The 24,564-nt window shown below is 73.1% G+C and carries 27 protein-coding genes and 3 tRNA genes; 8 read left to right on the top strand and 22 right to left on the bottom strand.

The features are described from left to right. Positions 1–28: 28 nt before the first annotated feature. From AC24HA_RS15380 to AC24HA_RS15455, 16 genes are all read right to left on the bottom strand, one after another. Positions 29–988, bottom strand: a complete 960-nt coding sequence (locus AC24HA_RS15380) for an EamA family transporter (RefSeq protein WP_425707723.1) — start codon at positions 986–988, stop codon at positions 29–31. Next, positions 985–1,905 carry an AEC family transporter gene (locus AC24HA_RS15385; RefSeq protein WP_425707722.1) on the bottom strand — a complete coding sequence of 307 codons (921 nt, stop codon included), beginning with the start codon at positions 1,903–1,905 and terminating at the stop codon, positions 985–987. Before AC24HA_RS15385 ends, AC24HA_RS15380 begins: the two co-directional genes overlap by 4 nt. Next, on the bottom strand, positions 1,902–2,837 hold the full coding sequence (locus AC24HA_RS15390) for an endonuclease/exonuclease/phosphatase family protein (protein ID WP_425707721.1): 936 nt from the start codon (positions 2,835–2,837) through the stop codon (positions 1,902–1,904). The genes AC24HA_RS15385 and AC24HA_RS15390 overlap by 4 nt, the downstream gene beginning before the upstream one ends. Then, positions 2,837–3,292: a peptide-methionine (R)-S-oxide reductase MsrB gene (gene msrB, locus AC24HA_RS15395; protein WP_425707720.1), complete on the bottom strand. Its 456-nt coding sequence runs from the start codon at positions 3,290–3,292 to the stop codon at positions 2,837–2,839. Before msrB ends, AC24HA_RS15390 begins: the two co-directional genes overlap by 1 nt. A 76-nt stretch (positions 3,293–3,368) precedes the next feature. Continuing rightward, positions 3,369–6,026 carry a mechanosensitive ion channel family protein gene (locus tag AC24HA_RS15400; protein WP_425707719.1) on the bottom strand — a complete coding sequence of 886 codons (2,658 nt, stop codon included), beginning with the start codon at positions 6,024–6,026 and terminating at the stop codon, positions 3,369–3,371. Positions 6,027–6,152: 126 nt separating this feature from the next. Next, entirely contained in the window at positions 6,153–6,977 is an 825-nt protein-coding gene (locus AC24HA_RS15405; protein ID WP_425707718.1) for a GvpL/GvpF family gas vesicle protein, read from the bottom strand. Next, positions 6,974–7,297 (bottom strand): gas vesicle protein K, encoded by a 324-nt coding sequence (locus tag AC24HA_RS15410; RefSeq protein ID WP_425707717.1) that lies wholly within the window; start codon positions 7,295–7,297, stop codon positions 6,974–6,976. The genes AC24HA_RS15405 and AC24HA_RS15410 overlap by 4 nt, the downstream gene beginning before the upstream one ends. Continuing rightward, positions 7,281–8,300, bottom strand: a complete 1,020-nt coding sequence (locus AC24HA_RS15415; RefSeq protein ID WP_425707716.1) for a gas vesicle protein — start codon at positions 8,298–8,300, stop codon at positions 7,281–7,283. The genes AC24HA_RS15410 and AC24HA_RS15415 overlap by 17 nt, the downstream gene beginning before the upstream one ends. 48 nt (positions 8,301–8,348) lie before the next feature. Continuing rightward, positions 8,349–8,840 carry a gas vesicle protein gene (locus AC24HA_RS15420; protein ID WP_425707715.1) on the bottom strand — a complete coding sequence of 164 codons (492 nt, stop codon included), beginning with the start codon at positions 8,838–8,840 and terminating at the stop codon, positions 8,349–8,351. A 26-nt stretch (positions 8,841–8,866) separates the two neighbouring features. Beyond that, positions 8,867–9,433: a gas vesicle protein GvpO gene (gene gvpO, locus AC24HA_RS15425; protein WP_425707714.1), complete on the bottom strand. Its 567-nt coding sequence runs from the start codon at positions 9,431–9,433 to the stop codon at positions 8,867–8,869. Positions 9,434–9,438: 5 nt separating this feature from the next. Further along, on the bottom strand, positions 9,439–9,693 hold the full coding sequence (locus AC24HA_RS15430) for a gas vesicle protein GvpG (RefSeq protein ID WP_425707713.1): 255 nt from the start codon (positions 9,691–9,693) through the stop codon (positions 9,439–9,441). 5 nt (positions 9,694–9,698) lie between these two features. Beyond that, entirely contained in the window at positions 9,699–10,451 is a 753-nt protein-coding gene (locus tag AC24HA_RS15435; protein WP_425707712.1) for a GvpL/GvpF family gas vesicle protein, read from the bottom strand. Beyond that, positions 10,448–10,870, bottom strand: a complete 423-nt coding sequence (gene gvpJ / locus AC24HA_RS15440) for a gas vesicle protein GvpJ (protein WP_425707711.1) — start codon at positions 10,868–10,870, stop codon at positions 10,448–10,450. The genes AC24HA_RS15435 and gvpJ overlap by 4 nt, the downstream gene beginning before the upstream one ends. Before the next feature lie 30 nt (positions 10,871–10,900). Further along, on the bottom strand, positions 10,901–12,019 hold the full coding sequence (locus AC24HA_RS15445; RefSeq protein WP_425707710.1) for an SRPBCC family protein: 1,119 nt from the start codon (positions 12,017–12,019) through the stop codon (positions 10,901–10,903). Further along, the gene (locus tag AC24HA_RS15450; RefSeq protein WP_425707709.1) at positions 12,012–12,695 is read right to left on the bottom strand and encodes a hypothetical protein; all 684 of its coding nucleotides are present in this window, start codon (positions 12,693–12,695) and stop codon (positions 12,012–12,014) included. The genes AC24HA_RS15445 and AC24HA_RS15450 overlap by 8 nt, the downstream gene beginning before the upstream one ends. Positions 12,696–12,993: 298 nt before the next feature. Beyond that, on the bottom strand, positions 12,994–13,353 hold the full coding sequence (locus AC24HA_RS15455; protein ID WP_425707918.1) for a metallopeptidase family protein: 360 nt from the start codon (positions 13,351–13,353) through the stop codon (positions 12,994–12,996). 432 nt (positions 13,354–13,785) lie between these two features. Between AC24HA_RS15455 and AC24HA_RS15460 the strand changes: the two genes are divergently transcribed. The 4 genes from AC24HA_RS15460 (at position 13,786) to AC24HA_RS15475 (ending at position 14,522) form a co-directional block, all read left to right on the top strand. Then, positions 13,786–13,858: transfer RNA gene (locus AC24HA_RS15460), tRNA-Glu, on the top strand. Between the two features lie 61 nt (positions 13,859–13,919). After that, positions 13,920–13,993: transfer RNA gene (locus tag AC24HA_RS15465), tRNA-Asp, on the top strand. Between the two features lie 36 nt (positions 13,994–14,029). Further along, a tRNA-Phe gene (locus AC24HA_RS15470) sits at positions 14,030–14,102 on the top strand. A gap of 264 nt (positions 14,103–14,366) precedes the next feature. Next, positions 14,367–14,522, top strand: a complete 156-nt coding sequence (locus tag AC24HA_RS15475) for a hypothetical protein (RefSeq protein WP_425707708.1) — start codon at positions 14,367–14,369, stop codon at positions 14,520–14,522. Positions 14,523–14,624: 102 nt separating this feature from the next. Here the strand turns inward: AC24HA_RS15475 and AC24HA_RS15480 are convergent, their stop codons facing one another. Next, a complete protein-coding gene (locus tag AC24HA_RS15480; protein ID WP_425707707.1) occupies positions 14,625–16,517 on the bottom strand; it encodes a peptidoglycan DD-metalloendopeptidase family protein in 1,893 nt (630 codons plus the stop codon). Positions 16,518–17,160: 643 nt separating this feature from the next. Between AC24HA_RS15480 and AC24HA_RS15485 the strand changes: the two genes are divergently transcribed. Both AC24HA_RS15485 and AC24HA_RS15490 read left to right on the top strand, forming a co-directional pair. Then, the gene (locus AC24HA_RS15485; RefSeq protein ID WP_425707706.1) at positions 17,161–17,649 is read left to right on the top strand and encodes a phage holin family protein; all 489 of its coding nucleotides are present in this window, start codon (positions 17,161–17,163) and stop codon (positions 17,647–17,649) included. Continuing rightward, positions 17,646–17,954, top strand: a complete 309-nt coding sequence (locus tag AC24HA_RS15490; RefSeq protein ID WP_425707705.1) for a DUF3618 domain-containing protein — start codon at positions 17,646–17,648, stop codon at positions 17,952–17,954. Before AC24HA_RS15485 ends, AC24HA_RS15490 begins: the two co-directional genes overlap by 4 nt. Positions 17,955–18,069: 115 nt before the next feature. Here the strand turns inward: AC24HA_RS15490 and AC24HA_RS15495 are convergent, their stop codons facing one another. After that, positions 18,070–18,285, bottom strand: coding sequence for a BldC family transcriptional regulator (locus AC24HA_RS15495; RefSeq protein WP_425707917.1), 216 nt, complete (start codon positions 18,283–18,285; stop codon positions 18,070–18,072). Between the two features lie 378 nt (positions 18,286–18,663). Here AC24HA_RS15495 and AC24HA_RS15500 point away from each other — a divergent pair, with 378 nt between their 5' ends. Continuing rightward, positions 18,664–18,855: a DUF3073 domain-containing protein gene (locus tag AC24HA_RS15500; protein WP_425707704.1), complete on the top strand. Its 192-nt coding sequence runs from the start codon at positions 18,664–18,666 to the stop codon at positions 18,853–18,855. A 266-nt stretch (positions 18,856–19,121) separates the two neighbouring features. Here the strand turns inward: AC24HA_RS15500 and purM are convergent, their stop codons facing one another. The 4 genes from purM to AC24HA_RS15520 all read right to left on the bottom strand — a co-directional run bounded on the left by purM (position 19,122) and on the right by AC24HA_RS15520 (position 23,560). Next, the gene (purM, locus tag AC24HA_RS15505; protein WP_425707703.1) at positions 19,122–20,336 is read right to left on the bottom strand and encodes a phosphoribosylformylglycinamidine cyclo-ligase; all 1,215 of its coding nucleotides are present in this window, start codon (positions 20,334–20,336) and stop codon (positions 19,122–19,124) included. Beyond that, positions 20,333–21,793 carry an amidophosphoribosyltransferase gene (purF, locus tag AC24HA_RS15510; RefSeq protein ID WP_425707702.1) on the bottom strand — a complete coding sequence of 487 codons (1,461 nt, stop codon included), beginning with the start codon at positions 21,791–21,793 and terminating at the stop codon, positions 20,333–20,335. Before purF ends, purM begins: the two co-directional genes overlap by 4 nt. Positions 21,794–22,065: 272 nt before the next feature. After that, positions 22,066–22,605 carry a hypothetical protein gene (locus AC24HA_RS15515; protein ID WP_425707701.1) on the bottom strand — a complete coding sequence of 180 codons (540 nt, stop codon included), beginning with the start codon at positions 22,603–22,605 and terminating at the stop codon, positions 22,066–22,068. Between the two features lie 184 nt (positions 22,606–22,789). Next, positions 22,790–23,560, bottom strand: coding sequence for an SDR family NAD(P)-dependent oxidoreductase (locus AC24HA_RS15520; protein WP_425707700.1), 771 nt, complete (start codon positions 23,558–23,560; stop codon positions 22,790–22,792). Positions 23,561–23,829: 269 nt separating this feature from the next. On the opposite strand from AC24HA_RS15520, the gene AC24HA_RS15525 reads away from it, so the two are divergent. Then, complete coding sequence (locus AC24HA_RS15525; RefSeq protein WP_425707699.1) at positions 23,830–24,384, top strand: GNAT family N-acetyltransferase; 555 nt, start codon at positions 23,830–23,832, stop codon at positions 24,382–24,384. Positions 24,385–24,564 lie beyond the last annotated feature (180 nt).

The following is a 24,564-nucleotide window of genomic DNA, read 5'->3' on the forward strand; positions in this document are numbered from 1 at the left end:
CGGCGTCCGGCCCCTGTCCGCGTGTCGACTACGGCGCCGGCCGGCTCGCCCGCCGCCCGGGACTCGGCCGGCTCGCGAGCCCGACGGCGACCGAGACCATGACGAGCCCGGCGATCTCGGCGGCGTTGGGCACCTGGCCGAGCACCACGAGCCCGACGATCAGCGAGGTCACCGGCAGCAGCGAGCTGAGCAGGGCGAACATCGACGCGGTGAGCCGCCTGAAGGCCAGCTGGTCGATGACGTAGGGCACCACGGACGACAGCACCGCCACCCCGACGACGAACGGCAGGAGGTCGGGCGCGAGCAGCGGCCCGGAGCCGGGTATCCCGATCGGCGCGTACATCAGCGCCGCGATCGCCAGGCCGACGGCGAGCGTGTCCGCCCCCGGCACTCGCGCCGCCTGGCGCTGTCCGACCCACATGTAGGTCGCCCACGTGGCACCCGCCAGCAGCGCGTAGATCGTCCCGACGAGCTGGTCGGTGTCGGCGAGGTCCACGCCCAGGCCACCGATCGTCGCCACGCCGGCGAAGGCGAGGACGACCGCCACGCGGTTGAGCCAGCCCCGGCCGCCGATCGCGGCGAGGAGCACGGGGCCGAGGTACTCCAGCGACACGGCGGTCCCGAGCGGCAGCCGGGCGATGGACTCGTAGAACAGCAGGTTCGTGCCGCCGAGCGCCGCCCCGAAGGCCGCGGTCCAGCCGAGCGCCACCCACGGCCGGTCGCGGGGCCATCGGCGCCAGGGCCGCCGCCACGCCACGAGGATGATCGCCGCCAGCAGGATGCGCGCCCAGCCCACGGCGAGGGCCGGCGAGGAGACGAACAGCCCGACGGCGAGACCCGAGCCCACGTAGCTCGACGTCCCCGCGGTGAGGAAGTAGACGGGCGGCGGCACGGAGCCGACGAGTCGGCCCAGCCGGCCCGGGCCACGTCCGGGCGGCCCGCCGCCGGGCGTGCCGTTCGACGTCGCGCCCCCTCCCCGGGCCGTCACGAGAGCAGGCCCGTGGCCGCGACGACCACCGGCACGCTGAGCACGCTGGTGACGAGGGCCGCGCGCCGGGCGAGATCCACGTGCGTGCCGTACCGCATGGCGTAGACGAACACGTTCTGGGCGGTCGGCAGGGCGGCCACCACGACGACACCCAGCAGCACGTCACCCTCCAGCCCGACGACGGGTCCCCCGATGGTCCAGGCGAGCAGCGGGCCGAGGGCCACGCGCAGGACGATCGCGGTCCAGACCACGGCCGCGGGCTCCCGGTCCGGGCCGGCACCCCCGCCGTGGATGGACATGCCGAAGGCGAGCAGGAGCATCGGCACGGTCATGTCGGCGAGCATCCCGACGGGCAGCCCGACGGCGGCCGGCAGGGTGATCCCGGTCAGCGAGAGCGTCAGCCCCGCGAGCACGCCCAGCACGGGTGGTGACGTGATCGGGGAGAGGACGCGTCGCCAGCCCGAGCCGGTCCGCCCGGTGAAGCGGTCGAGCAGGGCGAAGCTCAGCGGCGCGAGGACGAGGAGCTGGAGCATCATCGCGGGGACGACGGGCGCGGCGGTGCCGACGGCGAGGACGAGGATCGGGAGCCCGATGTTCCCGGCGTTGACGTAGGAGGCGCTCAGCGCGCCGACGACGGTGCCCGCGGCGTCGATCCTCAGGACCGTGCGGGCGAGGATCGCGTAGAGCGCCGCGACGAGCAGGGCGGCGACGATCGTGACGACGGCGGCGAGGGACAGGACGTGCGCGACGTCGGCCTCGGCGACCGTGCGGAGCATGAGCATGGGCACGCCGACGTAGAACACCACGGTGCTCAGGGTGTCCGCCCCACCCTTGCCGACGACGCCGATCCGCGCGAGCACGTAGCCCGCGGCGGCGATGAGCGCGAGGCCGAGGAAGCCGGTGACGACGCCGGTCACGACGCTCCGCCGCGGCGCGGGCCGACGACGGTCGCGACGAGCGCGAGGTGGTCGGACACCGGCAGCCGGTGGGTCTCGCCGGTGGTGGTCGCGCCGGCGGCGCCGGGCGGGCCGAGGGCGCCGAGCACGTGGTCGATCTGCCGCCGGGGGGCGTGCGCCGGGAACGTCGACCCGACGCCGAGGGGCGAGAGGCCGGTGACTGCGGCGACGTCGTCGGGGCCGAGGTTGAGGTCGCCGGCGAGGACGTGCGGGCCGGGGAGCGTCCGCAGGCGGCCCGCGACGGCACGGAGCTGCGCGCGGGCGGCGTCGCCGTCGGTGCTCAGGTGCGTGGCGGCGACGGCGAGGGGCCCGCCCGGCGCGTCGATCTCGGCGGCGAGCGCCACCCGGGCCTCGTCACGACGCACGGCGAACGGACCGAGGCGCAGCACGGGCCCGCCGACGGCCAGCGGGTGGGCGCTGCGCAGGACCCGCAGGTCGGCGGGGAAGCCCCACGCGTGCCAGGCCCGCACGGGCAGCCGGCTCAGCAGCGCGACCCCGTAGGCCGGCCGCCAGGCCGTCGGCGCGAACGGGGGCCGGAACCTCGGGCCGCCGCGCGGACCGACCTCGGCGGCGGCGAGGCGCCACCACGGCATCCGCAGCAGGCGCGCGAGGACCCGCGCCTGGTCGACATAGCGGGAGCGCCGCTGGCCGCGGTCGACCTCCTGGAGCGCGACGACGTCGAGCTCCAGGCCTGCGAGCGCCCGCCCCGCGGCGACGAGCGCGCGGTGCGTGGCGGGCAGGCCCGGGTGGGAGTGCGAGTCCGGGCGCGGGTGCGACTCCGGGCGCGGGTGCGAGTCCGGGCGCGGGTGCGAGTCCGGGCGCGGGTCGTCCCCGCGCGACGGCGAGCCGTGCTGGAGGTTGACCGTGGCCACCCGGAGCGGGCGGCCGGCCATCAGGCCGAGGGCTCGGACCCGGCGGGGCCCCCGGGCGCGTCGCCCGCGGGGGCGAAGGACAGCGAGACCGAGTTCATGCAGAAGCGGTCGCCGGTGGGGGTCTGCGGCGCGTCGTCGAAGACGTGCCCGAGGTGCGAGCCGCAGCGCCGGCACCGGACCTCGGTGCGGACCATGCCGAGGGTGCGGTCCTCGATCAGCTCGACGGCGTCGGAGTCCTGCGGGGCGTAGAAGGACGGCCAGCCGCAGTGCGCGTCGAACTTGGTCTCCGAGCGGAAGAGCTCGGCGCCGCAGGCGCGGCACGAGTAGATGCCCTCGCGGTCCTCGTGCAACAGCTCGCCCGTGCCCGGGCGCTCGGTGCCCGCGAGGCGGAGCACCTGGAACTCGGCGGGGTCGAGGATCTCCCGCCACTCCTCGTCGGTCCTGCTGACGGCGTAGTCGCCGGTGGAGGTCGTCATGGGTCCATCGTGCGCCTGTTCCGCGGAAACGTCACGTGCGGTCCAGAGCCGATGACGCACCGCACAACCGTCGAGCTCAGTCGCCGCCGGCACCTCCGCCGTCGCCGCCGTCGTGGCCCCGTCCCGCGCCGCCCTCACCGGGACCGGCACCCAGGTCCGAGCCGTCGCGGCCGTAGACGACCCCGCGGCCACGGGGGCCCCGCGCGTCCTCGTCGGGGTCCCGCACCTGCGCGCCGTGCTCGGTCTCCGGGTCGGCGCCCGACGCGCTCCACGCGCCGTCGGCGTCGTCCTCGATGTCGCCGAAGCCCTCCGGGTCGGCACCCGCGAAGCCCTCCGCATCGGCGTCGGCGAAGCCCTCGGCCTCGACGGCCGGGAGCACCGAGGTCTCCCCCGACCGCGCCGGACGCACGTCCGCCGACGGCGCCGCACCCAGGTCGCCGGTGACCTCGACCGGCCCCTCGACGACGGGGGTGGCGTCGGGCGGCACGGGCCGCTCATCGGACGTGAGGGCGTCCTCGCCGTGCTCCTCGGCAGCGCCGCCGTCGCCGGTCCCACCGCCCGTGGCGACGGATCCGAAGGCGACGGCGGCCGGGTCGTGCGCGGAGTCGTCGTCGCCGTCCAGGGCGAGGTTCTCCCCGGTGCTGGCCGCACGCCGGCGCTCGACGTTCGCCTCGAGCTCGGCCTGCACGGCCTCGTCCGGGCCCGTGAACTTGGCACCCCGCTCCTCGTTCTCCGGGGATCCGGTGTACATCGAGGAGGCGTGCGTGCCGGTGGTGGCGGACGCGGCCGTTCTCGACGCCCCGGTCGGTGCGTCACCGATCGGCCCCTTGCCGGCCGGCGCGGCGGAGCGGGCGCTCGGCGCCGAGAGGCCGCGACCGAACCGGTAGACCAGGCTCGTGCGCAGGGGTCCGAGGGGGTACTCGTCGTGCAGACCGGGAACGTCCGCGGAGCCGGTGCGCACCATGTCGTCGGGGTAGCCCGGGGGGTACACGGCAGCCGTGTTCGCCGAGCCGGCGGAGATCGCTGACACCGCTGAGGTCCGGGACCTGGCGGTCCAACCCACCGGTCCCTGCCCCGCCATCGCTGCGGACCCGGCCGACGGGGCCGACGCACCGGTCGCGGCCGCTTCCGTACCCGACGCTCCGGCGCCGGCCGCACCCGCCTCGCCGGTACCTGCACCGACGTCCGCCGCGCCGGCGCCTGCCCCTCGGGCGCGGCGGCCGGACCGGGCGTCACGGCCCGTGCCGCGGCGGCCGGTGGACGTCGGCGACTGTCCCGACGGGGCGGAGGACCGGTCCGAGCGGGACGCGGCGAGCGCCTCCTCGAGGGCCTCCGTGCTCATCACCGTGGTCTGGGAACCGGTGTCGTCGTGCCGTCCCACCGGTCCGGACCTGCCGATGGCGCCGCCGGACTCACGCGCCCGACGTCGGTCCTCCCGCGCGGCCCGGCGGCGCGCACGTCGCGCCGCCGACTCCCGCTGCTTGCGCCGCTCGATCGTCTCGCGGCTCTCCTGCTGCACCGCATACTCCTGCGCGCGGGCCTGGTCGCGGAACTCCTTGTCCAGGTCGGCGAGCTCGGCCAGGTCGGCGTCGAGCTCGGCCTGCTCGTCGAGGTCGCGCGGGCGCGGCGGCACGAGCGCATCCGGCGGCGGCACGATGTCCTCGATCCGCGTGCGGGGCAGGGCGTAGGGAGCACGGGTCTGCAGGAAGTCGAGCAGCTCCTCGCGCAGGTAGTACCTGAGGTCGACGAGCGTGCCGGGGTCCTTGGCCGAGACGAGCGCGCGGACGGTGACGTACCCGCCGACGGCGTCGAACACCTGGAAGATGCCGAGGTTCTTGTCCCAGAGCGGCGTGCGGTCGAGGAGCCGTTGCATCTCGGCCCGCATCGCGGGCACGGGGACCCGCCAGTCGACGTCGAAGGTCACCGTGCCCAGGATGCTGGTCTCGCGCCGGGTCCAGTTCTCGAACGGGTTGGTGGTGAAGTGCGACGAGGGCAGGATGATCCGCCGGTTGTCCCAGGTCAGGACCACCACGTAGGTGAGGGTGATCTCCTCGATGTATCCGTACTCGCCCTCGATGACGATCGTGTCGTCCACGCGGATCGCGTCCGTGAAGGCGAGCTGGATGCCCGCGAAGAGGTTCGCCAGGGTCCCCTGGGCCGCGATTCCTGCGACGACCGAGAGCACACCGGCCGACGCCAGCATCGACGCACCCGCCGCGCGCGCGCCGGGGAAGGTCAGCAGCACGACCGCGATGCCGATGACCCAGATGACGACGACGCCGACCCGACGCAGCATGACCGCCTGGGTCTGGATCCGGCGGCCGTGGGTGGAGACCTCGCCGTCGCCCGCGCGTTCGCGCACGCCCTTGAGTGCGAAGTCCTCGGCCACGTTCGCGAGCGCGGCCACCAGCCACGTGATCGCGACGATGATCGCCACGACGAGCGAGTGCTGGATGGTGCCGCGCCAGCCCGGCACCTGCGCCTCCGGGGGCAGCCGGGTCGCGAGGTAGAAGCCGATCGTGGCACCGATGACCATGAGCAGCAGCCGCACCGGAGCCTTGATGCGTGCGTAGACGATCCTGATCGGCGCACGCCGGCGCGCGAGCACCCCGAACACGGCGCCCAGCAGGAGGGCGACGGCGAGACCGGCCGCGGCGCCGACGAGCGAGCTGAACGCCACGGAGAGGACGTCGAGGGTGGTCTCGATGGCCTGCTCGGTCGTGTCCTCTTCCATGGCTCCCAGGCTAGGGGCCGACGTCGGGCGCCGTGCCGGAGCGTCCGCGCGGAGGTGCGCAGACTCACGGGGCGCGGCGCCCCTCGACCTGTGCGCGACGGGCGGTCACGCCTGCGCACGGGGCGCTCACGCCGGGTCGGCGCCGGGCAGCTCCGCGAACGAGTACGGCGGCCAGGGCCCGAGGAACCGGATCCGTACCGCCGGCTGCTCCGAGGCGATCGCCGAGAGCTCCGCGCCGAGCTCCTGCTGGCGGGGCGCGCGCACGAGGCACGACGCCGTGAGCACGGGGACGAGTCCGGTCTCCCGCGCGGGCGAGCGGTACTCCTCGATCTCGACGCAGTGCCCGGCGATCCTCGTCCGGAGCTCGGGGTAGAGGTCGTCGGCGGCGCGGTCCGTGATCTCCTTGCCCATCTTCTCGGCGCGCTTCTCGAGCAGCCGGCGCACCCCCGCGGGCCGGTCCGCCATCTCGTCCGCGATCTGCCGCATCTCCGCGTTCGAGGCCGCGTACTCCTCGTGGTCCAGAGAGACCTCCACCCTCAGCTCCGACGTGCCGGTCAGCTCGTCGAGCCTGCGCCGCAGCGCCGGGCCCTCGGTCATCAGCCATGCGGTGAGCTGAGCCTCCGCCGTGGCCCCGGTCTCGGCGTCGGGCCGGACGATGACGTTGAACGAGACCGGCAGGACGGCGCCCGCCCCCTCCCACGCGTCCTCGACGACGTCGCTGTGCTGCAGGATCCACAGCTTGACGTCGTCGTCGGGGCCGTCGTAGGGAGCCGCGGCGTGCCGGTGGACCACCGCGCGGGGTCCACCGACCGGTCCGACGACGTCGAGCGCTGCCCCGTCGATCCCGCTCACCCGCGGTCGGTGGTCGCCGGCGGGGACGACCGCGTAGACGTAGAGCGTCACCTCCGCGGAGCCCGCGGAGCCACCGGTGCCGTCGGGATCGGGCGTCACGGGCCCTCCCTGCGGTTCTCCTCCGCCCAGCGAGCGGGGTTGATCAGCTTGTCGACGACCTCGTCGACGACGTCGTCGAGTCCACGGTGGAGGTCGGTGACGGAGTCGGTGATCCCGTGCTCGGACTTGATCTGGTCCATGGCCTCGTCGAGCTCGAGCAGCGCCTCCCCCAGCCGGTCCTGCTCCTCCTCGGTGAGGTCGCCGCCCTCCATCCGGCGCACGGCCTGAGTCTCGAGCGCCTCCTGGATCACCTCGACGAGCGTGACCACCAGCGTGAGCACCCCGTGCTTGAGGCTCTCCTCGTCAACCTGCAGGGCCATCGTGCGCCTCCGGATCGTGGGCCGTTCGCCCCTCGTGGTCGGCCCGGTCCCGCCGGTCCTCCGCGAGGAGGGACATGACGGCCCGGGCCCAGTGCTCGGCGTCGTCCGTCGCCAGGCGCACGGTGCGACGGTTCGTCGAGACCACCAGCGTGCGGGAAGCGTCGGTCGGGTTCCGGTGGCTCTCGAGCCGGAGGTCCGTGACGTCGCGGGGCGGGATGCGCACGCGGGCACGGCGGTCGGCAGGGGACGTCCAGACGAGTCCCTCGGTCTCGGTGAGCGTCGCCGTCCCGGCCCGCCAGACGCCGCCCTCGGCGAGCGACTCGAGGTACCACACCGGGCCCTGGTGCAGCGGGGCGTCCGGGCCCGGGGCGAGATCGTCACCCAGGGCGCCTCCGGCCGACGTCCCCCGCGTCTCGTGGGGCCCGACCGCGGTCGTGGCCTCCGGCTCGAGCGCCCGTCGTCGCTGCTCCCGGGTGAGTGAGATGAGACGTTCGGGGTCGACGGCGGACAGGGTGGCCTGTTCGCCGTCGCTCAGCGTGACCGCGATGCGGGTCCGTTCCTCACCACCGGTCGAGCGCTGACGCAGCGGCCGGATCGAGGCGATGGCGGACAGATCGGACTGCCAGAGCGTCTCTGCCGGGTCGCGGCGGTGGATGATCAGCCGGCGGTTGGTGAGGTAGGCGCTGCCCGGCCGCCAGGTGCGGTAGAAGTTGTCCTGGTAGTGGCCGCCGGCCATCTTGGCGACGATGGCCTCGTCCGTCGCCATCGGCAGGTGCGCGGTCACGGACCGCTGCACCCAGGCGCGGGTCTGCTCGTCCCACTGCCGCATCATCCCGTACTCCAGCATCGTCTCGATGCCGGCGATCGTGGCCCGCAGGTTGACCCCGATCAGCGGGATGTCGGCCACGGAGATGATGAGGTCGAGGTTGAGGTAGACGCCCTTGTTGAGCAGCACCTCGATGAGATCGGGCAGGGTCGCGCGCGGGTCTCTGGTCGGCTGCATGGGCGGGGCTTGTCGCACGGCCGGGGCTGGTTGTGCCGACATCACGGGTCAGCCGTCACGCTGCGCGGTGGTCGCGGCGTCCGGGCGGTCGGCCGCGGCCCCCGTCTCGTCGTGCTCGTCGCGGGAGGCGCTCAGCTCGGCGTGCGCGTGCTCCGAGCGGTCGGCTGCGTCCGCGGCCAGCTGCTTCGCCATGGCGCTCTGCCAGCCGCACCAGGGGCAGTACTCGTTCATCAGCTGCTTGAGCTCGGCCCGCTTGCCGCACTCCGGGCAGGTGTCCTTCTGCTCGATCGCCTCCTGCCAGGCGACCGTGTCCCGGTCGGTGCCGGCCGGGAAGTCGAGCCCGTAGCGTGCCGCCGTCTCGAACGACGCGAGGGCCGCACGGATCCTGATGCCGAGCAGCTCGACGCCCGCCACCGACACCATGATGTCGGCGTTGAGCACCAGTCCCTTGTCCAGGAGGGTCTCGACCACGTGCAGCAGCGTGCCCTCGCGGTTCCGCTCGGGCTCCATCGGCCTGTTGACGGTGTGCGCGACGCTCATGCCCGCGTCTCCCTTCGTTGCGGCTGTCATCCCGAGGCCTGACCGCGGACGTAACGGTCCTTGCGGCTGTACCCGACGATGTCGCCGTCGGAGTCCACCTCGACCTCGTACTCGGCCATCAGGTCGGAGGTGTCCGGGATACGTCGGGCCTCCACCACCTCGAGCCGGACCTGCCACTGGTCGTCTCTCCGCTCGACACCGACCACCGACTCCGGCGTCCGGGCCGTGAGCGAGCTGAACTGCTCGATCGCCGAGCCGGCGATCTGCATGGCCGAGAGCGTCGTCGAGGATCGCCCGCTCGGCCGTCCCCCGCGCGAGGACTGTTCCTCGCGCTCGGTCTTCGCACTGCGGGAGCCCGAGCGCGCACCGGAGGTGCTCCGTCCCTGCGCGGAGGCGCGGGCCGGCCGGGACGAACCGCTCGATGCCGGACGACGGCTGCGGCGAGGCTCGCCCTCACCCTGGCCGCGATCCCCGCCGTCGGAGCGGTCCCGGTCCCTGCTGTCCGTGCGGTCGTCGGCGCTCTCCGCCGACTCCTCGACGTCTGCCTCCTCGTCGGCGGTCTCGCTCTGGTTCTCGTTCCTGTCGGTGGTCACGTCGCTCACCGCGTCCCTCTCCCGTTGGTGCGTCGCGTCGACTCGAGCAGCCGGGCGACGAGCTCTCGTTCGAGCCGGTCCGCCTCGTCCGCGTCGATCGTTCCGGCCGTGCGTGCGTCCGCGACGTCCTCCAACGCGCGCCGGATGGTCCCGGGGTCGTAGTACTGCCGCTCGGCCTCGTCACGGACCTGCTCGGCCACCCAGACGGTGCCGCGGAGCGGGGCCAGGGGGGCCCCGAGGATCGCGGAGAACAGACCCATGGCCTCTACCTGCCCGACACGAAGTCGTAGGGCGCCTGCGGCCCGACGAGCCGGAACCTCAGCCGCTCGTGGTTCGCCGCCGCGAGATCCTCGACGGCGGCCTCGAAGGTCGGCGCCTCGTCGTACGCGACGAGGACCGCAGCCTCGAGGACCGCATCCGCCTGCCCGGCCTCACGTTCCGAGACGTCGGCCGCGACCTCGGCCAGTCGGTCGAGGACGGGTGCCGCCTCCGCCGGCCGCAGGCTCTCGAACGAGCGGACGACGATCTCACCGAGGCGGATCCGCTGCGGACGCGTCTGGTCCTCGGTGGTGCCGGCGATGACCGCCTGCAGGTCGCCCGCCTCCCGGTCGTGGGTGACGATCTCGCGCAGGACCGTGTCCCGGTCGAACATCACGCGCAGGCTGTACTGCGCGTACCCGGTCAACGACTCCAGCGCCTCGGCGTACTCCCGCTCCCTCGGGGCGAGCACGTCGTTCTCGATCGACACGTCGTCCGGGACGACGGTGCCGAACGCCAGGGGCAGCACCGGGTCCGTCGTGGCGACGGCGTCGAGCACGTTCGTGTGGGCGAGGAGGTCGTCGGGCGTACCGAGCACGTCGGCCGCCTCGAGGTCGCCCACGAGCGCCGCGACACGCCCCGACCGGACCGTGCGGACGGGCCGGCCCTGCACGCCGACGAGCTCGGCGCGAAGGTCGCCGCCCGAGAGGACGACGCCGTAGAGGTACCGATCCGTGACCATCACGCTGGGTGTGCTCATCCGGAGTCCGAGGACTGGCGCGCGGGGCGCTTCCTGCGTCGAGGCTGCGCCTCCTCGTCCGAGTCGTCGTCTTCGTCGTCGCCGGTGAGTGCGTCCTTGACGCCCTCGACACCTCCCTTGGTCTTGCCCTTGGAGCCGTTCTCCATCATCCCGCCCATCAGCTCGGGCAGGTCGCGCCCGCCCTGGTTCGCCAGGTCGAGACGGTTCGTCGCCTCGGCGAATCGCAGATAGGTGTCCACGCTCGCGATGACGATGCGCGCGTCGACGGTGAGGACCTCGATGCCGACCAGCGAGACGCGGACGTAGGCGTCGATCACCAGACCCTTGTCGAGGATGATCTCGACGACGTCGGCCAGCGAGCTGGACGACGGCCGGTCGACGTAGCTTCCGCGCGAACGCTCGACAGTCTGTGTACTCATGTTCTCGACCTGCTTCCTCGGACGGGCGCGTCAGGCGCGCCCCTCCTCCTCGTCGGTTGCTTCGTCGTCGTACTCGTCGTCGGCCGCAGGGGCCGTGTCCTCGTCGGGAACCTCCTCCTCGGAGAGCTCCTCGTCGTCGGCCGGGGCGTCCTCGTCCATGGCGGGGTCGTCCTCGAAGGCCTCCTCGTCGTCGTACGCCTCGGCCTCGGCCTCGGGAGGCTCCTCGTCCTCGTACGGCTCGTCCTCGTACGGCTCGTCCTCGGCGCTCTCCTCCTCGGACTCCGGCGGCTGGTCGCCGCCCTCGGCCTCGGCCGCCTCCCGGTCCGCGGCCTCCTGCTCCAGGGTGTCCTCGTGCGAGGTGACCAGCTCGCCGTCGCGGATCTCGCCGCGCCAGCCCTCGACGCCGTCGGGGTCGAGGATCGTCTCGGTCATCACGTGGTGCACGAAGAACTTCATCTCGAGCCGGGCGCGACGACCCGCGGCGCGCCAGATGTTGGCCGTCTTCTCGACGAAGCCCTGCGGGTGGTACTCGAGGACCATCACCATGCGCGTGAGCCGCGGCGCCACCTCGTGGAACGAGACGCTGCCGCTGATGTGGCCCTTCTCGCCGGTCGACTCCCACACGATGTGCGAGTCCGCGACCTGCTCGGTGATCGTCGCGTCCCAGGTCCGGTGCGACCACATCACCTGCCCCTTGATCGTCACCGTGACGTCGTCGTCGCCCCGCTCGGCGTGCTCGACCTTCTTCATGAAGTCGGGCCAGTCCTCGAACTGGGTGAACGCGTTGTAGGCGGCGCTCACGGGCACGCCGAGGTCTGCCGACTCGACGATGTTCATGAACTTGAAGTCGCCGGACCCGCCGCTCGAACCGCCACCGAACGCGCCGGCGATCTTGTCCTTGATCCCGGTGCCCGCCGCGGACAGCGCAGCCTTGGCGGGGGACTCGCCCTCGGCGATCTTCTCTGCGCCCGCCTTCGCGGCCTCGCCGGCGGAGCCTCCCGAGCCCTCGAAGCGGTCGACGAGGTCGTCGACCCGGTCGCCGGCCGAGGACAGTGCCTTGCGGCCGGCCGTCTTGGCGAACTCGATCGCCTGCTGCTTCAGTCCCTCCAACGCGGAGCCCGAGGTGTTCTCGCTGGTTGTCTCACTCATCCGACTCCTCCTTGGCCTTGCTGGAGGCGCCCGACGACGACTTCGAGCCAGAGGTCGAACGCTTGTCTCGGCCGCCGGACGCGGCGCGCTTGGCCCGACTGCCCGTCCCGGACCTGCTGCCCGAGCTCGATGTCTTGCGGCGGGTGGGCTTCTTGGGCTCGGACTTCTCGTCCTCTGCCGCCTCGGCCGACTCGTCGTCGTCCGCGGGATCGGCATCGTCAGAGTCGGCGTCGTCCTTCGGGGCGTCGCCGGACTCCTCCTCGTCGGGGGCGTCCTCGGCGTCCGGCGCGTCGTCCGACGGCGCCTCGTCGGCGGGCGCGTCGTCGTCGGACTCGGCGTCCGCATCCGTCGAGGACGACGTGTCCATGGACGCGTTCAGCCTGTCGGTCTGCTCCTTGAGCTTCACGCTCAGCGTGTCGGCGCCCTTGGCCGCGAACGCCGTGGCCGCATGCTTCCCGGAGTCGGCCAGTCGGCCCGTCACCTTCTCGCCCAGCTCCTTGAGCTCGGGCGTGGCCTCGGTGAGCTCCTTCAACGCGCTCGAGATCTTGTCCCGGTTGCCGGCCGCCTTGGACCCGGCGATCGCGCCCGCGATGGTCAGGGCCAGACCCAACTTCTTGGTCCGGCCGAGCAGGTAGCCCGCCAGCACCAGTCCTGTCACTTTCACCTTGCTAGCCATGTGCGTCCTCCGAACATGTCGCGGTCGACTGCTGCCGCCGGCCCCCGGATGACGGTGAGGCTCGGTTGCCGGCGTTGGTGCTGCCCTGCGTGTGCCCAGAACCGGGTGCCCTCAACGCGCGGCCTGACCTGCTCGCCGACGGGGCCGGTGGTCCGGGCCTGCTTACTGCACTGCTCGCAGGACGCGCCCCCGCTCACTGGGGGGACGCGCGGTTGGTACGTGCTCGCTGGTCGGCGCGCTGGACCGGTCCTGCTCGCCGAGGGAGGCGCGGTCCGAACCTGCGGCGGTCGGGCCGGCGTCAGCCCCAGCCGAGCTCGTGGAGTCGCTCGTCGGAGATGCCGAAGTGGTGGGCGATCTCGTGGACGACCGTGACGGCGACCTCGTCGACGACCTCCTCGACGTCCTCGCACCACCGCAGCGTCGGCCCGCGGAAGATCGTGATGCGGTCGGGCAGGGAGCCGGCCCAGCCGTCGTCGCGGTCGGTCAGCGGGGTCCCCTCGTAGATGCCGAAGAGCTCGCCCGCCTCGACGCCGTCGAGCTGCTCGGGCGTGGCCTCCTCCTCGACGAGGACCACCACGTTGTCCATCGCGGCGGCGAGCTCGGGCGGGACGAGGTCCAGGGCGTCGGCCACGGCCTCCTCGAACTCCTGCTCGCTCATCTCCACCACGCCCCCATCGTCGCACCCCGCGATGTGCGGCGGCCGGACGGGCGGGCGCTCCATCGGCGTCGAGGGCGCGGGTGTGCGTCGAGGGCGCGGGTTCCCTCCGCAGGCCCGGGTACTCACCGCAGGCCCGGGGTCCCGCCGAGGACGCGGCCTCCCGCCGAGATGACGAGCAACGCGCCGAGAGGACCGACGGCGGGGATCCACTCGGCACGGCAACCGCGCCCTCGAGGACACACCGCGTCCTCGACACGGCAACCGTGCCCTCGGCACAGCAACCGTGCCCTCGGCACAGCAACCGCGTCCTCGACAGCGCACCGCATGGTCCGCGCGGCATGACGGAGCGCACACCCCAACCGGTTGGAACCACCCCGGCGAGCAACCTATGCTTGTCCAGGCCTCAGGACGCCTGGGCGACGGGAGTCATTGGCCCCCATCGTCTAGCGGCCTAGGACCCCGCCCTTTCACGGCGGTAGCACGGGTTCGAATCCCGTTGGGGGTACGCTCCTCGACCGGAACGTCCCGAGCACGGCAGTACCAGCACGACCAGAAGTACACAGCAAGGCCCTGTAGCGCAGTTGGTTAGCGCGCCGCCCTGTCACGGCGGAGGTCGCGGGTTCAAGTCCCGTCAGGGTCGCAGTCGAGCCGGTCGGACGGCCGCGCATCGGCGCAGGGCTCTGTAGCTCAGTTGGTAGAGCGTCCGACTGAAAATCGGAAGGTCACCGGATCGACCCCGGTCGGAGCCACTGCAGGCAAGGGGCCGGATCCCACGCGGGTCCGGCCCCTTGCTCATGCCCGACGACGCGAACCGCGCCGGGTCCATGCCCGACGACGAAGCCCGACCCGGCCCCGATGTGACGTCCGCGCGGCCGGACGGGCAGGCCAGGTGAACGGGCGCGAGGGCGGTGAACCTGTCACGCGGCCATTCTCAAGATGCCGATGCCGCACCGGTCTGCGAACATCGGGAGCACACGCGGTGCCGCACGGCGCCGCCGTCGAAGGGAGTGCACATGTCCTTGTGGCTGATTCTCATCGTTGCGGGCGTCATCATGCTGGTCATCGGCGTCGCGGTCGAGGCGGCGCAGTTCCTCATCTGGCTCGGCATCGCGATCGTCGTGGTGTCGCTCATCCTGAGCCTCCTCAGGCGGGGCAAGAACCGCGTGTAGCGACGCGTGACGGAGGGGGCCGGATCAACGAGATCCGGCCCCCTCTCGCATGTTCGGGAGCGCCGCTCAGGGCGGGAGCGCCCCTCAGGACGGGAGCGCCGCTCAGGAGAAGCGGTAGATCCCGAGCGTGTCGGACCCGTCGCCGTCCCAGTCGCCCACGTAGGTCTCGTCGGCGGCACGGCCGTAGTCGATCTGCGTGTCGGCCCAGCCGGACTCCATGGAGTTGCGCACGAAATAGGTGAACCCGCGGCGCACGGCGAAGGTGTCCTCGCCGTCGGCGTCCCAGTCGCCCACGTACACGTCGTCGCCGGCCCGGCCGTAGGTGAGCTCGGCGTCGGCCCAGCCGGACTCCATCGTGTTCGACACGAAGAACTCGTTGCCGCGCCGCACGGTGAACGTGTCGATGCCGTCGCCGTCCCAGTCGCCCACGAGCACCTCGTCGCCCGCGCGCCCGTACTGCAGGACGACGTCGGCCACGCCCGAGGTCAGCGAGTTGCGGATGTGGAACTCGTTGCCGCGCCGCACGGCGAAGGTGTCCGTGCCGTCGCCGTCCCAGTCGCCGACGTAGACCTCGTCGCCCGCGCGCCCGTAGGTGAGCTCGACGTCGGGCTGGCCCGGGGTGTTGTTCTGGCGGATCCGGTACACGGCGTCGCGCCGGTAGGCGATCGTGTCGGTGCCGTTGCCGTCCCAGTCGCCCACGTAGAACCGGTCGTAGTAGCTGCCGAAGCTGAAGATCGAGGTCGCGCTGGTGGTGAAGGTGTTCGCGAGGAAGAACCCCTCGTCGATGCCGTGCCGCACCCCGGGCGTGACCGCGACCGTCGAGTGGTGCAGCCAGCCCGACCTCGAGCCGGACGTCACGCGGTACCAGCCGTCGATGAGCGCGTCGACGACCTCGATCCGCGCCCCCGACGCGAGCGAGGCCACGTGGTTGTCGTCCGCGAAGGCGCGTGACGAGCGCAGGATGGTGGCCGCCGTCGTGCGGGCCTGGGGCTCGCCGGAGCGCACCGGCGAGACGTTCGAGGCGTGCGCCCAGCCGGTGACCCCGTTCGCCCGGACGCGCACCCAGTCGCCGGTCTTGTCCCCGGGCCAGCCGGTCAGCGGCGTGAAGTGCGTGGCGGTGGTGAGCACGCGGGCGCCCGACGACGCGGAGGCGCGGATCGGCGTCGACCCGATGGCGTAGTACTGGCAGGTCGCGGGCGTCTCCATCGGGACGGCGCGCACGGCCGCGGCCCGCAGGTCGACGCCGCGGCCGGCGAACCAGGCGATCGGCTCGACGCGGGTGCCGCGCAGGTAGGCGTCGAGCCAGATCTCGAGGTGGAGGTGCGGGCCGGTGGACACGCCGGTCGATCCGACGTCGGCGATCCGCTGTCCGGCGCGCACGGTGTCCCCCACCCGCACGTACCGGTCGCGGTCCAGCGTGTGGGAGTAGCTGGCGAAGACGTGCCGGCCGTCGATGGTGTGCCGCACGAGCAGCCACTCCCCCGCGACCGGGTCGTTGAGCTGGTTGACGACGACGCCGTCCGCGATCGCGTACAGCGCCGTGCCCGCGGGGGCACCGAAGTCGACGCCGCCGTGGCTGGTCGAGCCGTACCTGATGGGGATGCAGCGCGGCCCCATGTAGGAGGTCAGCGCGTACGTGCTCGTCCCCAGCGGCCCGACGACCCCGCGGTTCCCCGCGGGCGGGGCGTCGACCTCGGCCAGCGGTCCCGCGGTGATCGGGGCGGTGCTCTGCGTGCGCGGGACGAGCTCGCCCTCCCGGATCGGGTCGTCGGAGGGGGCCGGGTTCTCGGGCAGCTCGTCCGTCTGGTCCTCCGGCGCCGGGACCGTGGTCGGTTCCTCGGTGCCGTCGGAGGTGCCGGTGCCGTCGGAGGTGCCGGGGTCCGCGGCGGCGGGGCCGGCGAGCGAGAGGAGCAGACCCAGCCCGACGGCGGAGCTCAGGCCGGTCAGGCGTCGTCGCCCTGGGCGGGCGGTCGGGGAAGGAAGGGAAGAGCGCACGGTGGACCTCGGGTGGCCGGGAAGGGGGGAGCCGGGGACAGCGTGCCACCGTCACGGCAACGGGAAGTCGTTATGCGTGCCCGGTCGCCGAGTGTTCATCCCCCTCGCCGACGGACGAGCGCCGTCCCTCCCCGCGAGTGAGCGCGAATCTGCCCGGCACGTGCAGGTCGGCACCTGGATCGAAAGTCACCACCGGTGACGGACCAGTCTCGACGCGCTGGCCGCGCCCCCACCCCGACCGGTGCCACCGCCAGCCCCGACTCAAGGCGCCCTACGCCGCCGTCACACTGAACACCGCGAGCGACGGCCAGCGACTCCACACAGGTTGACACCGTGCGACAGCCCGTGCACTCGTCACTCTTCCCCTGGTCTCGTCGGCAGGCACGGCCGAACGGCAGCGGGCGATCGCAGATCCGCGGTCCCGGGCACGCACGGCCCACCGACGGTCGCGCGCGCCGACGCCGGCCGGACGAGAGGCGAGCACCATGGCCGACGTGCGTCGCGGCGTCGGCGGACTGACGCTCCAGTCGTCACCGACGTCGTTCCTGTTGGGGTGGAGTGACCTCCCGCATTACGCTGAGCGGGATCAACGCCGGCGGCGCGTTCCGCGGCCGGTGACACGACACGGAGGAGCTGATCCACGGTGAGCCAGTCCGACCTGGGGGGCGTCGACCCCACGGAAGCACGCCGGGCCCCGGGGTTCGCCCCGAACGCGCCCGCCGAGGAGCCGTCGATCGGCGAACTCTTCAGTCGTATGTCGCAGCAGGTCAGCGCGCTGGTCAAGGGCGAGATCAACCTGGCCAAGGCACAGGCCACCGAGAAGGTCGCCAAGATCTCGAAGGGCGCGATCTTCCTCGCGATCGCCGGCGTGCTCGCGCTCTACGGCCTCGGCATGGCCTTCCTCACCGCGACCTGGGGGATCGCCGAGGCGCTGCCCCTGTGGCTGTCGGCGCTCATCGTCACGGTCGGGATCTTCCTCGTCGTCGGGATCCTCGCTCTCGTGGGCATCAAGACGCTCAACAAGCACAAGCAGTACACCGTTGCGCCGCAGGAGGGCCTCAAGGAGGACGTCGCGGCCGTGAAGAAGGGGCTCGGCAATGACACGACCTCTGACGAGGAGGTTCAGCGATGACCGTTGAGACGCCGGGCGAGCGACCGGACAAGAAGCAGACGGCCGAGGAGATCCAGGCCGAGATCGAGCGCGCCCGGGCGGACCTGACCTCCACGGTCGGCGAGCTGTCCTACAAGCTCGACCCCAAGCGCCAGGTCGAGGCCGCCAAGGCCGGGGCCAGGGACGCCGTGGGCGGCATGAAGGACAAGGCCACCGGGTTCGCCAAGGGCGTCAAGGAGGGCGACTCCGGGGCGCTGGCGGTCGCCGGCGTCGCGGCCGCCGTCGCGGGCGTGTTCGTCATCGCCGCGATCCGCGGGAAGAAGTAGCGCGGCTCCGCGCAGTACCGGCGCTCCGCGGCACCCCCGCGCAGCCCGGCAGAACAGACCGAAGGGCCGGCCCGGCGTCGAGAGACACCGGGCCGGCCCTTTGCGTGCGTCGGGCTCAGCCGGCCTCGCGGTCGAGCCGCGCGGGATCGATGCCCGACTCCCGCATGAGCTGCGCGACCTGGTCGCGGCGGAAGCGCCGGTGCCCGCCCAGCGTGCGGACCGCGTCGATCTTCCCGGCGTTCGCCCAGCGCGTGACGGTCTTGGGATCCACGCGGAAGTACCCGGCCACCTCCCCGGGCGTCAGCAGATCCTTCGGCGGCGTCGCGTCCATGTTCTCCACCCCTCGGTCCTCGTGGCCGCACCCGTCCCCGCGGCCCCATCCGTTCCTCCCCATCATTGCCCGCCGCTGCGCCGGACGCCTGGGCCGATGGTCCCGACAATTGGGACGTGGACGATCGGCACGCACCTTCGCGCGCCCTGAGCGCGACACGGCGCCCGCCCCCGACGACGCGCCCGCCGCACCGACGGCCACCGCCCGGCACGTTGCTCGGGTGTGCCCCTCGGGTGTGCCCTACGACGCCCTGTCCGGAATGGGCACCTGCCCGGGCGGCGGGGTACGGTGGCCCCACGACAGATACTTGACCACTCAGCCGGGACCCCATCGTTCGCGATGCTTGCCCCGGTTCCTACGTTGGAGGGGGTCGGCTCCATGGGGCGCGGCCGTCAGAAGGCAAAGCAGACCAAGGTTGCCCGCGAGCTGAAGTACTTCAGCCCAGCGACCGACTACGCGGCACTCGAGCGTGAGCTCGCGTCCCGGGGTGACGGTGGCGACGACCAGCGGTCGTACGAGACCACTCCGGCGGACGACGACGAGTGGGACGGCTACTCGGCCCGTTCCTGACACCGGACGCCCGGCACCTGTCGGGCGACGTCAGGACGGGCGGAGCGTGAGCACCACGGTCCGCCGGTAGCGCACACGACATCCACGGCGTCTCGGCGCCGTGGCTCCGTCGTGCCCGTGACCAGGGCACAAACCGGACCATGCCCGACGACGGCGAACCGCACGCGTCGGCCGACAGTAGTCCGCTCGCTCGTCCGGCGTACGGGCAGAAGTCCGCTCACTCGTCCGGCGTACGGGCAGAAAGCCCCTCACTCGTGGGACCGGGGTCAGCCGGCGCGGTAGCTCCCGCGCAGGTGGACGGCGCCGCCGGCCACGCCCTTCGTCCCGCTGACGGCGCGCGCTCCGTCCGGCACCCCACCGGGGTCCTCGCCGATCTCGCCGATCACCCGCGTGGGCACGCCGGCGGCGTCGAGCAGGGCCGTCGCCTCGTCGACGCGCTCGGGCGCGAGGACGGCCACCATCCCGACGCCGAGGTTGAGCGTGCCCTCGAGGTCGTCCCAGGGGACGCGGCCGAGCGCCTGCACGAGCCCGAAGACCGGCGGCACCTCCCACGCGCCGCGGTCGACGTCGGCCACGAGCCCCGTCGGCAGCACGCGCGCGAGGTTCGCGGCGAGACCACCCCCGGTGACGTGCGTGAACGCGTGCAGGTCCGGCCCCAGCGCACCGGCGAGCTCGAGGGACGGCCGCGTGTACAGTCGCGTCGGCTCGAGGAGCTCCTCCCCCAGGGTGCGGCCGAGCTCGGGCACGTCGCGGTCGAGCGCCCAGCCGGCCGTCTCCACCACGCGCCGCACGAGCGAGTAGCCGTTCGAGTGGAGCCCGGAGGAGGCCATGGCCAGGAGCACGTCGCCGGAGCGGACCCGCTCGGGTCCCAGGACGTCGTCGGCGTCGACCGCGCCGGTCGCCGCGCCGGCCACGTCGTACTCGTCCGCAGCCATGAGCCCCGGGTGCTCGGCGGTCTCCCCGCCCAGCAGCGGCACGCCGGCCACCTCGCAGGCGGCGGCGATCCCGCGGACGATGTCGGCCACGCGCACGGGGTCGACCTTCCCGCACGCGATGTAGTCGGTCATGAGCAGCGGGGTCGCGCCGACCACCACGATGTCGTCGACGACCATCGCCACGAGGTCCTGCCCGATCGTGTCGTGGACGTCCATGGCTCGCGCGATCGCGATCTTGGTCCCGACACCGTCCGTGGAGGTCGCGAGCAGCGGCCGCCGGTAGTCCTTGAGCGCGCTGACGTCGACGAGCCCCGCGAAGCCGCCGACGCCGCCGAGCACGTCGGGCGTGAGCGTGCGCCGCACGGCGTACTTCATCAGCTCGACGGCGCGGTCCCCGGCCTCGGTGTCCACGCCGGCGGCCGCGTAGGTGATCGCCTCGCCCGTCGACGTCGTGCCGTCCGGCGTCGTGCCCTTCGGCGTCGTGCTCCCGATCGGTGGCCGGGACGCGGGGGTGTGCTCCGGCGTGGGGCTCGTGGAGGAGCTCATGCGGAGACCACCGGAGTGAGCGAGGCGTCCTCGTGCGGCACCGGGTAGGCCCCGGTGAAGCAGGCGGTGCACAGGCGATCCGGCGCGATGGCGGTGGCCTCGACCATGCCGTCGACGGAGATGTAGCCGAGCGAGTCGGCGCCGAGGGAGTCACGGATCTGCTCCACGCTCATGCCGTTGGCGATGAGCTCGGCGCGCGTGGCGAAGTCGATGCCGTAGTAGCAGGGCCACTTCACCGGCGGCGAGGAGATGCGGACGTGGACCTCGGCGGCGCCGGCCTCCCGGAGCATCCGCACGAGGGCGCGCTGGGTGTTGCCGCGCACGATGGAGTCGTCGACGACGACGAGCCGCTTGCCCGCGATGACCTCGCGCATCGGGTTGAGCTTGAGGCGGATGCCGAGCTGGCGGATCGTCTGCGTGGGCTGGATGAACGTCCGGCCCACGTAGGCGTTCTTCACCAGGCCCTGCGCGAACGGCAGTCCGGAGGCCTGGGCGTAGCCGATCGCGGCCGGCGTGCCGGAGTCCGGGGTGGGGATGACGAGGTCGGCCTCGGCGGGAGCCTCGCGGGCCAGGACGCGGCCCATCTCGGTGCGCGCGGAGTTGACCGGGCGGCCCGCGATCGTGGTGTCGGGGCGGGCCAGGTAGACGTACTCGAAGATGCAGCCCTTCGGGTCGGCCAGGGCGAAGCGGCTCGAGCGCAGGCCGTCGGCGTCGACGGCGAGGAGCTCGCCCGGCTCGACCTCCCGCACGAACGTGGCACCGACGATGTCCAGCGCGGCCGTCTCCGAGGCCACCGCCCACCCGCTGGGCAGGCGCCCGAGCACGAGGGGGCGGATGCCGTGCGGGTCACGGGCGGCGTAGAGCGTGTGCTCGTCCATGAACACCAGCGAGAAGGCGCCGCGCAGGAGGGGCAGGACCGCCATGGCGGCGTCACCGAGACCGCCGTCGGAGGGCGGCTCGGTGCCGAGCAGGTGCGTGATGACGGCGGTGTCCGTCGAGGAACCCTTGCCCAGGTCGCCCGAGAGGTCGGTGCCGGAGCGCTCGCTGACGATGTCGAGCAGCTCGTGGACGTTGGTGAGGTTGCCGTTGTGGGCCAGCGCGACGGTGCCGGTCGCGGTGGGGCCGAGCGTCGGCTGCGCGTTGTGCCAGGCGCGGCCCCCGGCGGTGGCGTAGCGCGCGTGCCCGACGGCGAGGTGGCCGCTGAGCGACTCGAGCGCCTGGTCGTCGAAGACCTGGGAGACGAGCCCGGTGTCCTTGTAGACGAGGATCGACTCGCCGTCGGAGGTGGCGATGCCCGCGGCCTCCTGCCCCCGGTGCTGGAGGGCATAGAGGCCGAAGTAGGTCAGCCGCGCGACCTCCTCGCCCGGCGCCCACACGCCGAAGACGCCGCAGGAGTCCTGCGGGCCCTTCTCCCCCGGGATGAGCTCGTGCGAGAGCCGACCGTCGCCACCTGCCACGCCCGCAGTGTCTCACGGGGGTAGGTGGCAGCCGCGGGGCGGTCCGGGGACGGACCGCGTGCTCCCCTCACCGAGGCGATGGGAGGCCCCTCCGCCGAGACGATGGGGGATCTGCTGAGTCAGCGGGGAGCACCTTCACCGAGTCAATCGGGTATCCATCGAGGCAGTCGACCGCGGGCACTGACTCGGTGGATTGCCCACTGCCTCGGCGTCGGCGGGGAGCGACCGGCTCGGCGTCGGCCCGGGCCTGCAGGCTCAGCGTCGACGGATGGTCAGCGGGTGGCGCGGGCGGCGTCGGCGAGCGGGACACGCTCCCCCACCTCGACGCCGAGACGCCCGGCCAGCTCCGCGCTCGTGACCCGCGCCGTGAGGTCGCCCTGCTGGAGCAGGAAGCTGACGTCGAGGATCTCGTAGCGCGGCCGGCCGTCCGCCAGCGCCTCGGTGAACCGCGACCCGCCGGGCGTGAACCGGCACTCGACGAACGCGAAGGAGCGTCGTGCGTCGTCGGCGTGGTCCCAGGCGCGCACCGAGGCCACGACGTCGGCGACCGCCTCGCCGTACCGCTCGACGTTGCCGCGCACCGCCTCGGCGACCGTGGCCGCAGCGCCGCCGAGCAGCTCGAAGCCGGGCCAGCCGGAGGTCACGGCGCGCGCCACGAGGTCGTCCCAGCGCACGTCACCGCCGACGGTGACCTCGACTCCGCCGCACTGGGCGAGGTCGTTCGGGTCGCAGGCAGAGTCGTCGACGACGATGTCCAGCCTCTGGGCGGAGGGGTTCGACGTCGTCGGGGGCGTTGCCGGCGTGGTGGCCATGGCTCCATTGCACGCCGACGGCCCGCGCGGCCGCAAGGGGCGTAGCGCGGACCGACGGGCGCCGGCCACGACGTCGGGGCCCGGGGAGCTGGGCTCGACGTCGGGGCCGTGGCTCGACGTCGGGCTCGGGGCTCGGGGCTCGACACCGCGGCGCGGGGCTCGTCGTCCGGCCCGCGGCGCCGCGTCACATCGCCGTGTAGCCACCCTCGAGCATGACGGTGCCGCCGGTCATGAAGTCCGACGCCGGGGCCGCGAGGTAGAGGACGAGGTCGGCCACCTCGACCGGCTGGCCGAACCGCCCCAGCGGGATCTTCGCCTTCATCGGGTCGCCCTTCTCGGGCGGGCCCCAGACCTGCTCGCCCATCGGCGTGAGGATCACGGTGGGAGCCACGGCGTTGACCTGGATGTTGTGCGGCCCGAGCTCGCCGGCGAGCACCTTGGTCAGCGAGATCAGCCCGCCCTTGGAGGCGGCGTAGGCGGCGTGGTCGTCGGCGGCGATGACACCGGTCTGGGACGCGATGTTGATGATCTTGCCGTGCCCCTGCTCGATCATGCTCGGGGCGATCTCCTGGGTCAGGGCGAACGGGGCGGTGAGGTTGACGGCGAGCGTCGCGTCCCACTGCTCCTGCGTGAGCTCGGTGTAGGGGGCGATGTGGGCGACGCCCGCGTTGTTGATGAGGACGTCGACATGACCGAAGATCTCGAGCGCCTTCCGGCCCAGCTCGCGCGCACCGGCCGGGGTGGTGAGGTCGGCGGGCACGAGGTGTGCGGTGCGGCCCTTGGCCCGCACGGCCGCGGCGGTGTCCTCGAGCGCCGCCTCGTCGCGGCCCGAGAGGACGAGGTCGGCACCGGCCTCGGCGAGCACCTCCGCGATCGCCTCCCCGATACCGCGCGAGGCCCCCGTGAGGACGACCTTCTTGCCCTCGAGCGAGAACCGGGTCCTGATGTCCGACATGCGTACTCCTTCGTCGCAGCGTCGGTCCGCCGGACGGGCGTCGTGCGGCCCGGCGGACGCGATGGTCGCGCCGGGCGTTCAGGGGATGGACCGGTCCGGTCACGGATCACGGTCGCGAACCTCGGTCGGCTCGGCGTGCGGCGAGATTATGACTCGCGCCGCAGACGTGTCCACGCGGTGCTCACATGCGCGTCACGATCAGGTCTCACGCGCGCGGGCGGCGGGGCGATAACCGGGTAGGGACCCCACGGGTGTCGCACAATCGGGGCATGCCCGACGTCGACCTCCCGTTCCGCACCGCCGCCGGCGAGCGCGTGGTGCTGCGCAAGGCGATCGACCGCGACCTCGACGGGCTCGTGGAGCTGCGGTCCGACCCGGACGTACGGCGTCACCTCGGTGGGGCCGTCCCTGCCGAGCGTGTGCGCGACCTCCTGCTCGCCCGCAGCATCTCGTGGTCCACGGAGGGGTCGGGCGAGTTCGTCGTGGCGGACCCGGGGTCCGACGACCTGCTCGGCATGGTCATCCTCGAGCGCCGGTCGGCGCACCGACCCGGCCACGTCCGCGAGGACGGTGAGGAGCTGGAGCTGTCCTACGTGCTGCTGCGCGGCGTCTGGGGCCGGGGGCTCGCCCACGAGGCCGCCTCGGTGCTGCTCCGCGAGGCGTCGGCCCACCTGGAGGACCAGCCGGTGCTCCTCATCAGCCAGACCGACAACACCCGCTCGATCGGCCTGGCGCGGCGGCTCGGGTTCCAGGACTCGGGCACCTTCACCGAGTTCGACGCCGAGCAGTGGCTCGGGAGCGCGCCGCTGAGCACCTGGGCGTAGTGCGGGGGGCGTCCGCGACCTTCTCCGCCCAGTTCGCGACCGTCGACGCCGAGGCAATCGGGTAGGTACCGAGTCAGTCCCCCGCGGCCGCTGACTCGATCGGTACCCGATTGACTCGATGAGTCGCAGCGCGGCACGTCCCGCAGTTGCGCATATTTGCGCATCCGTCGCACCTCCTTG

It is taken from the genome of Georgenia sp. Z1491 (assembly GCF_057652395.1).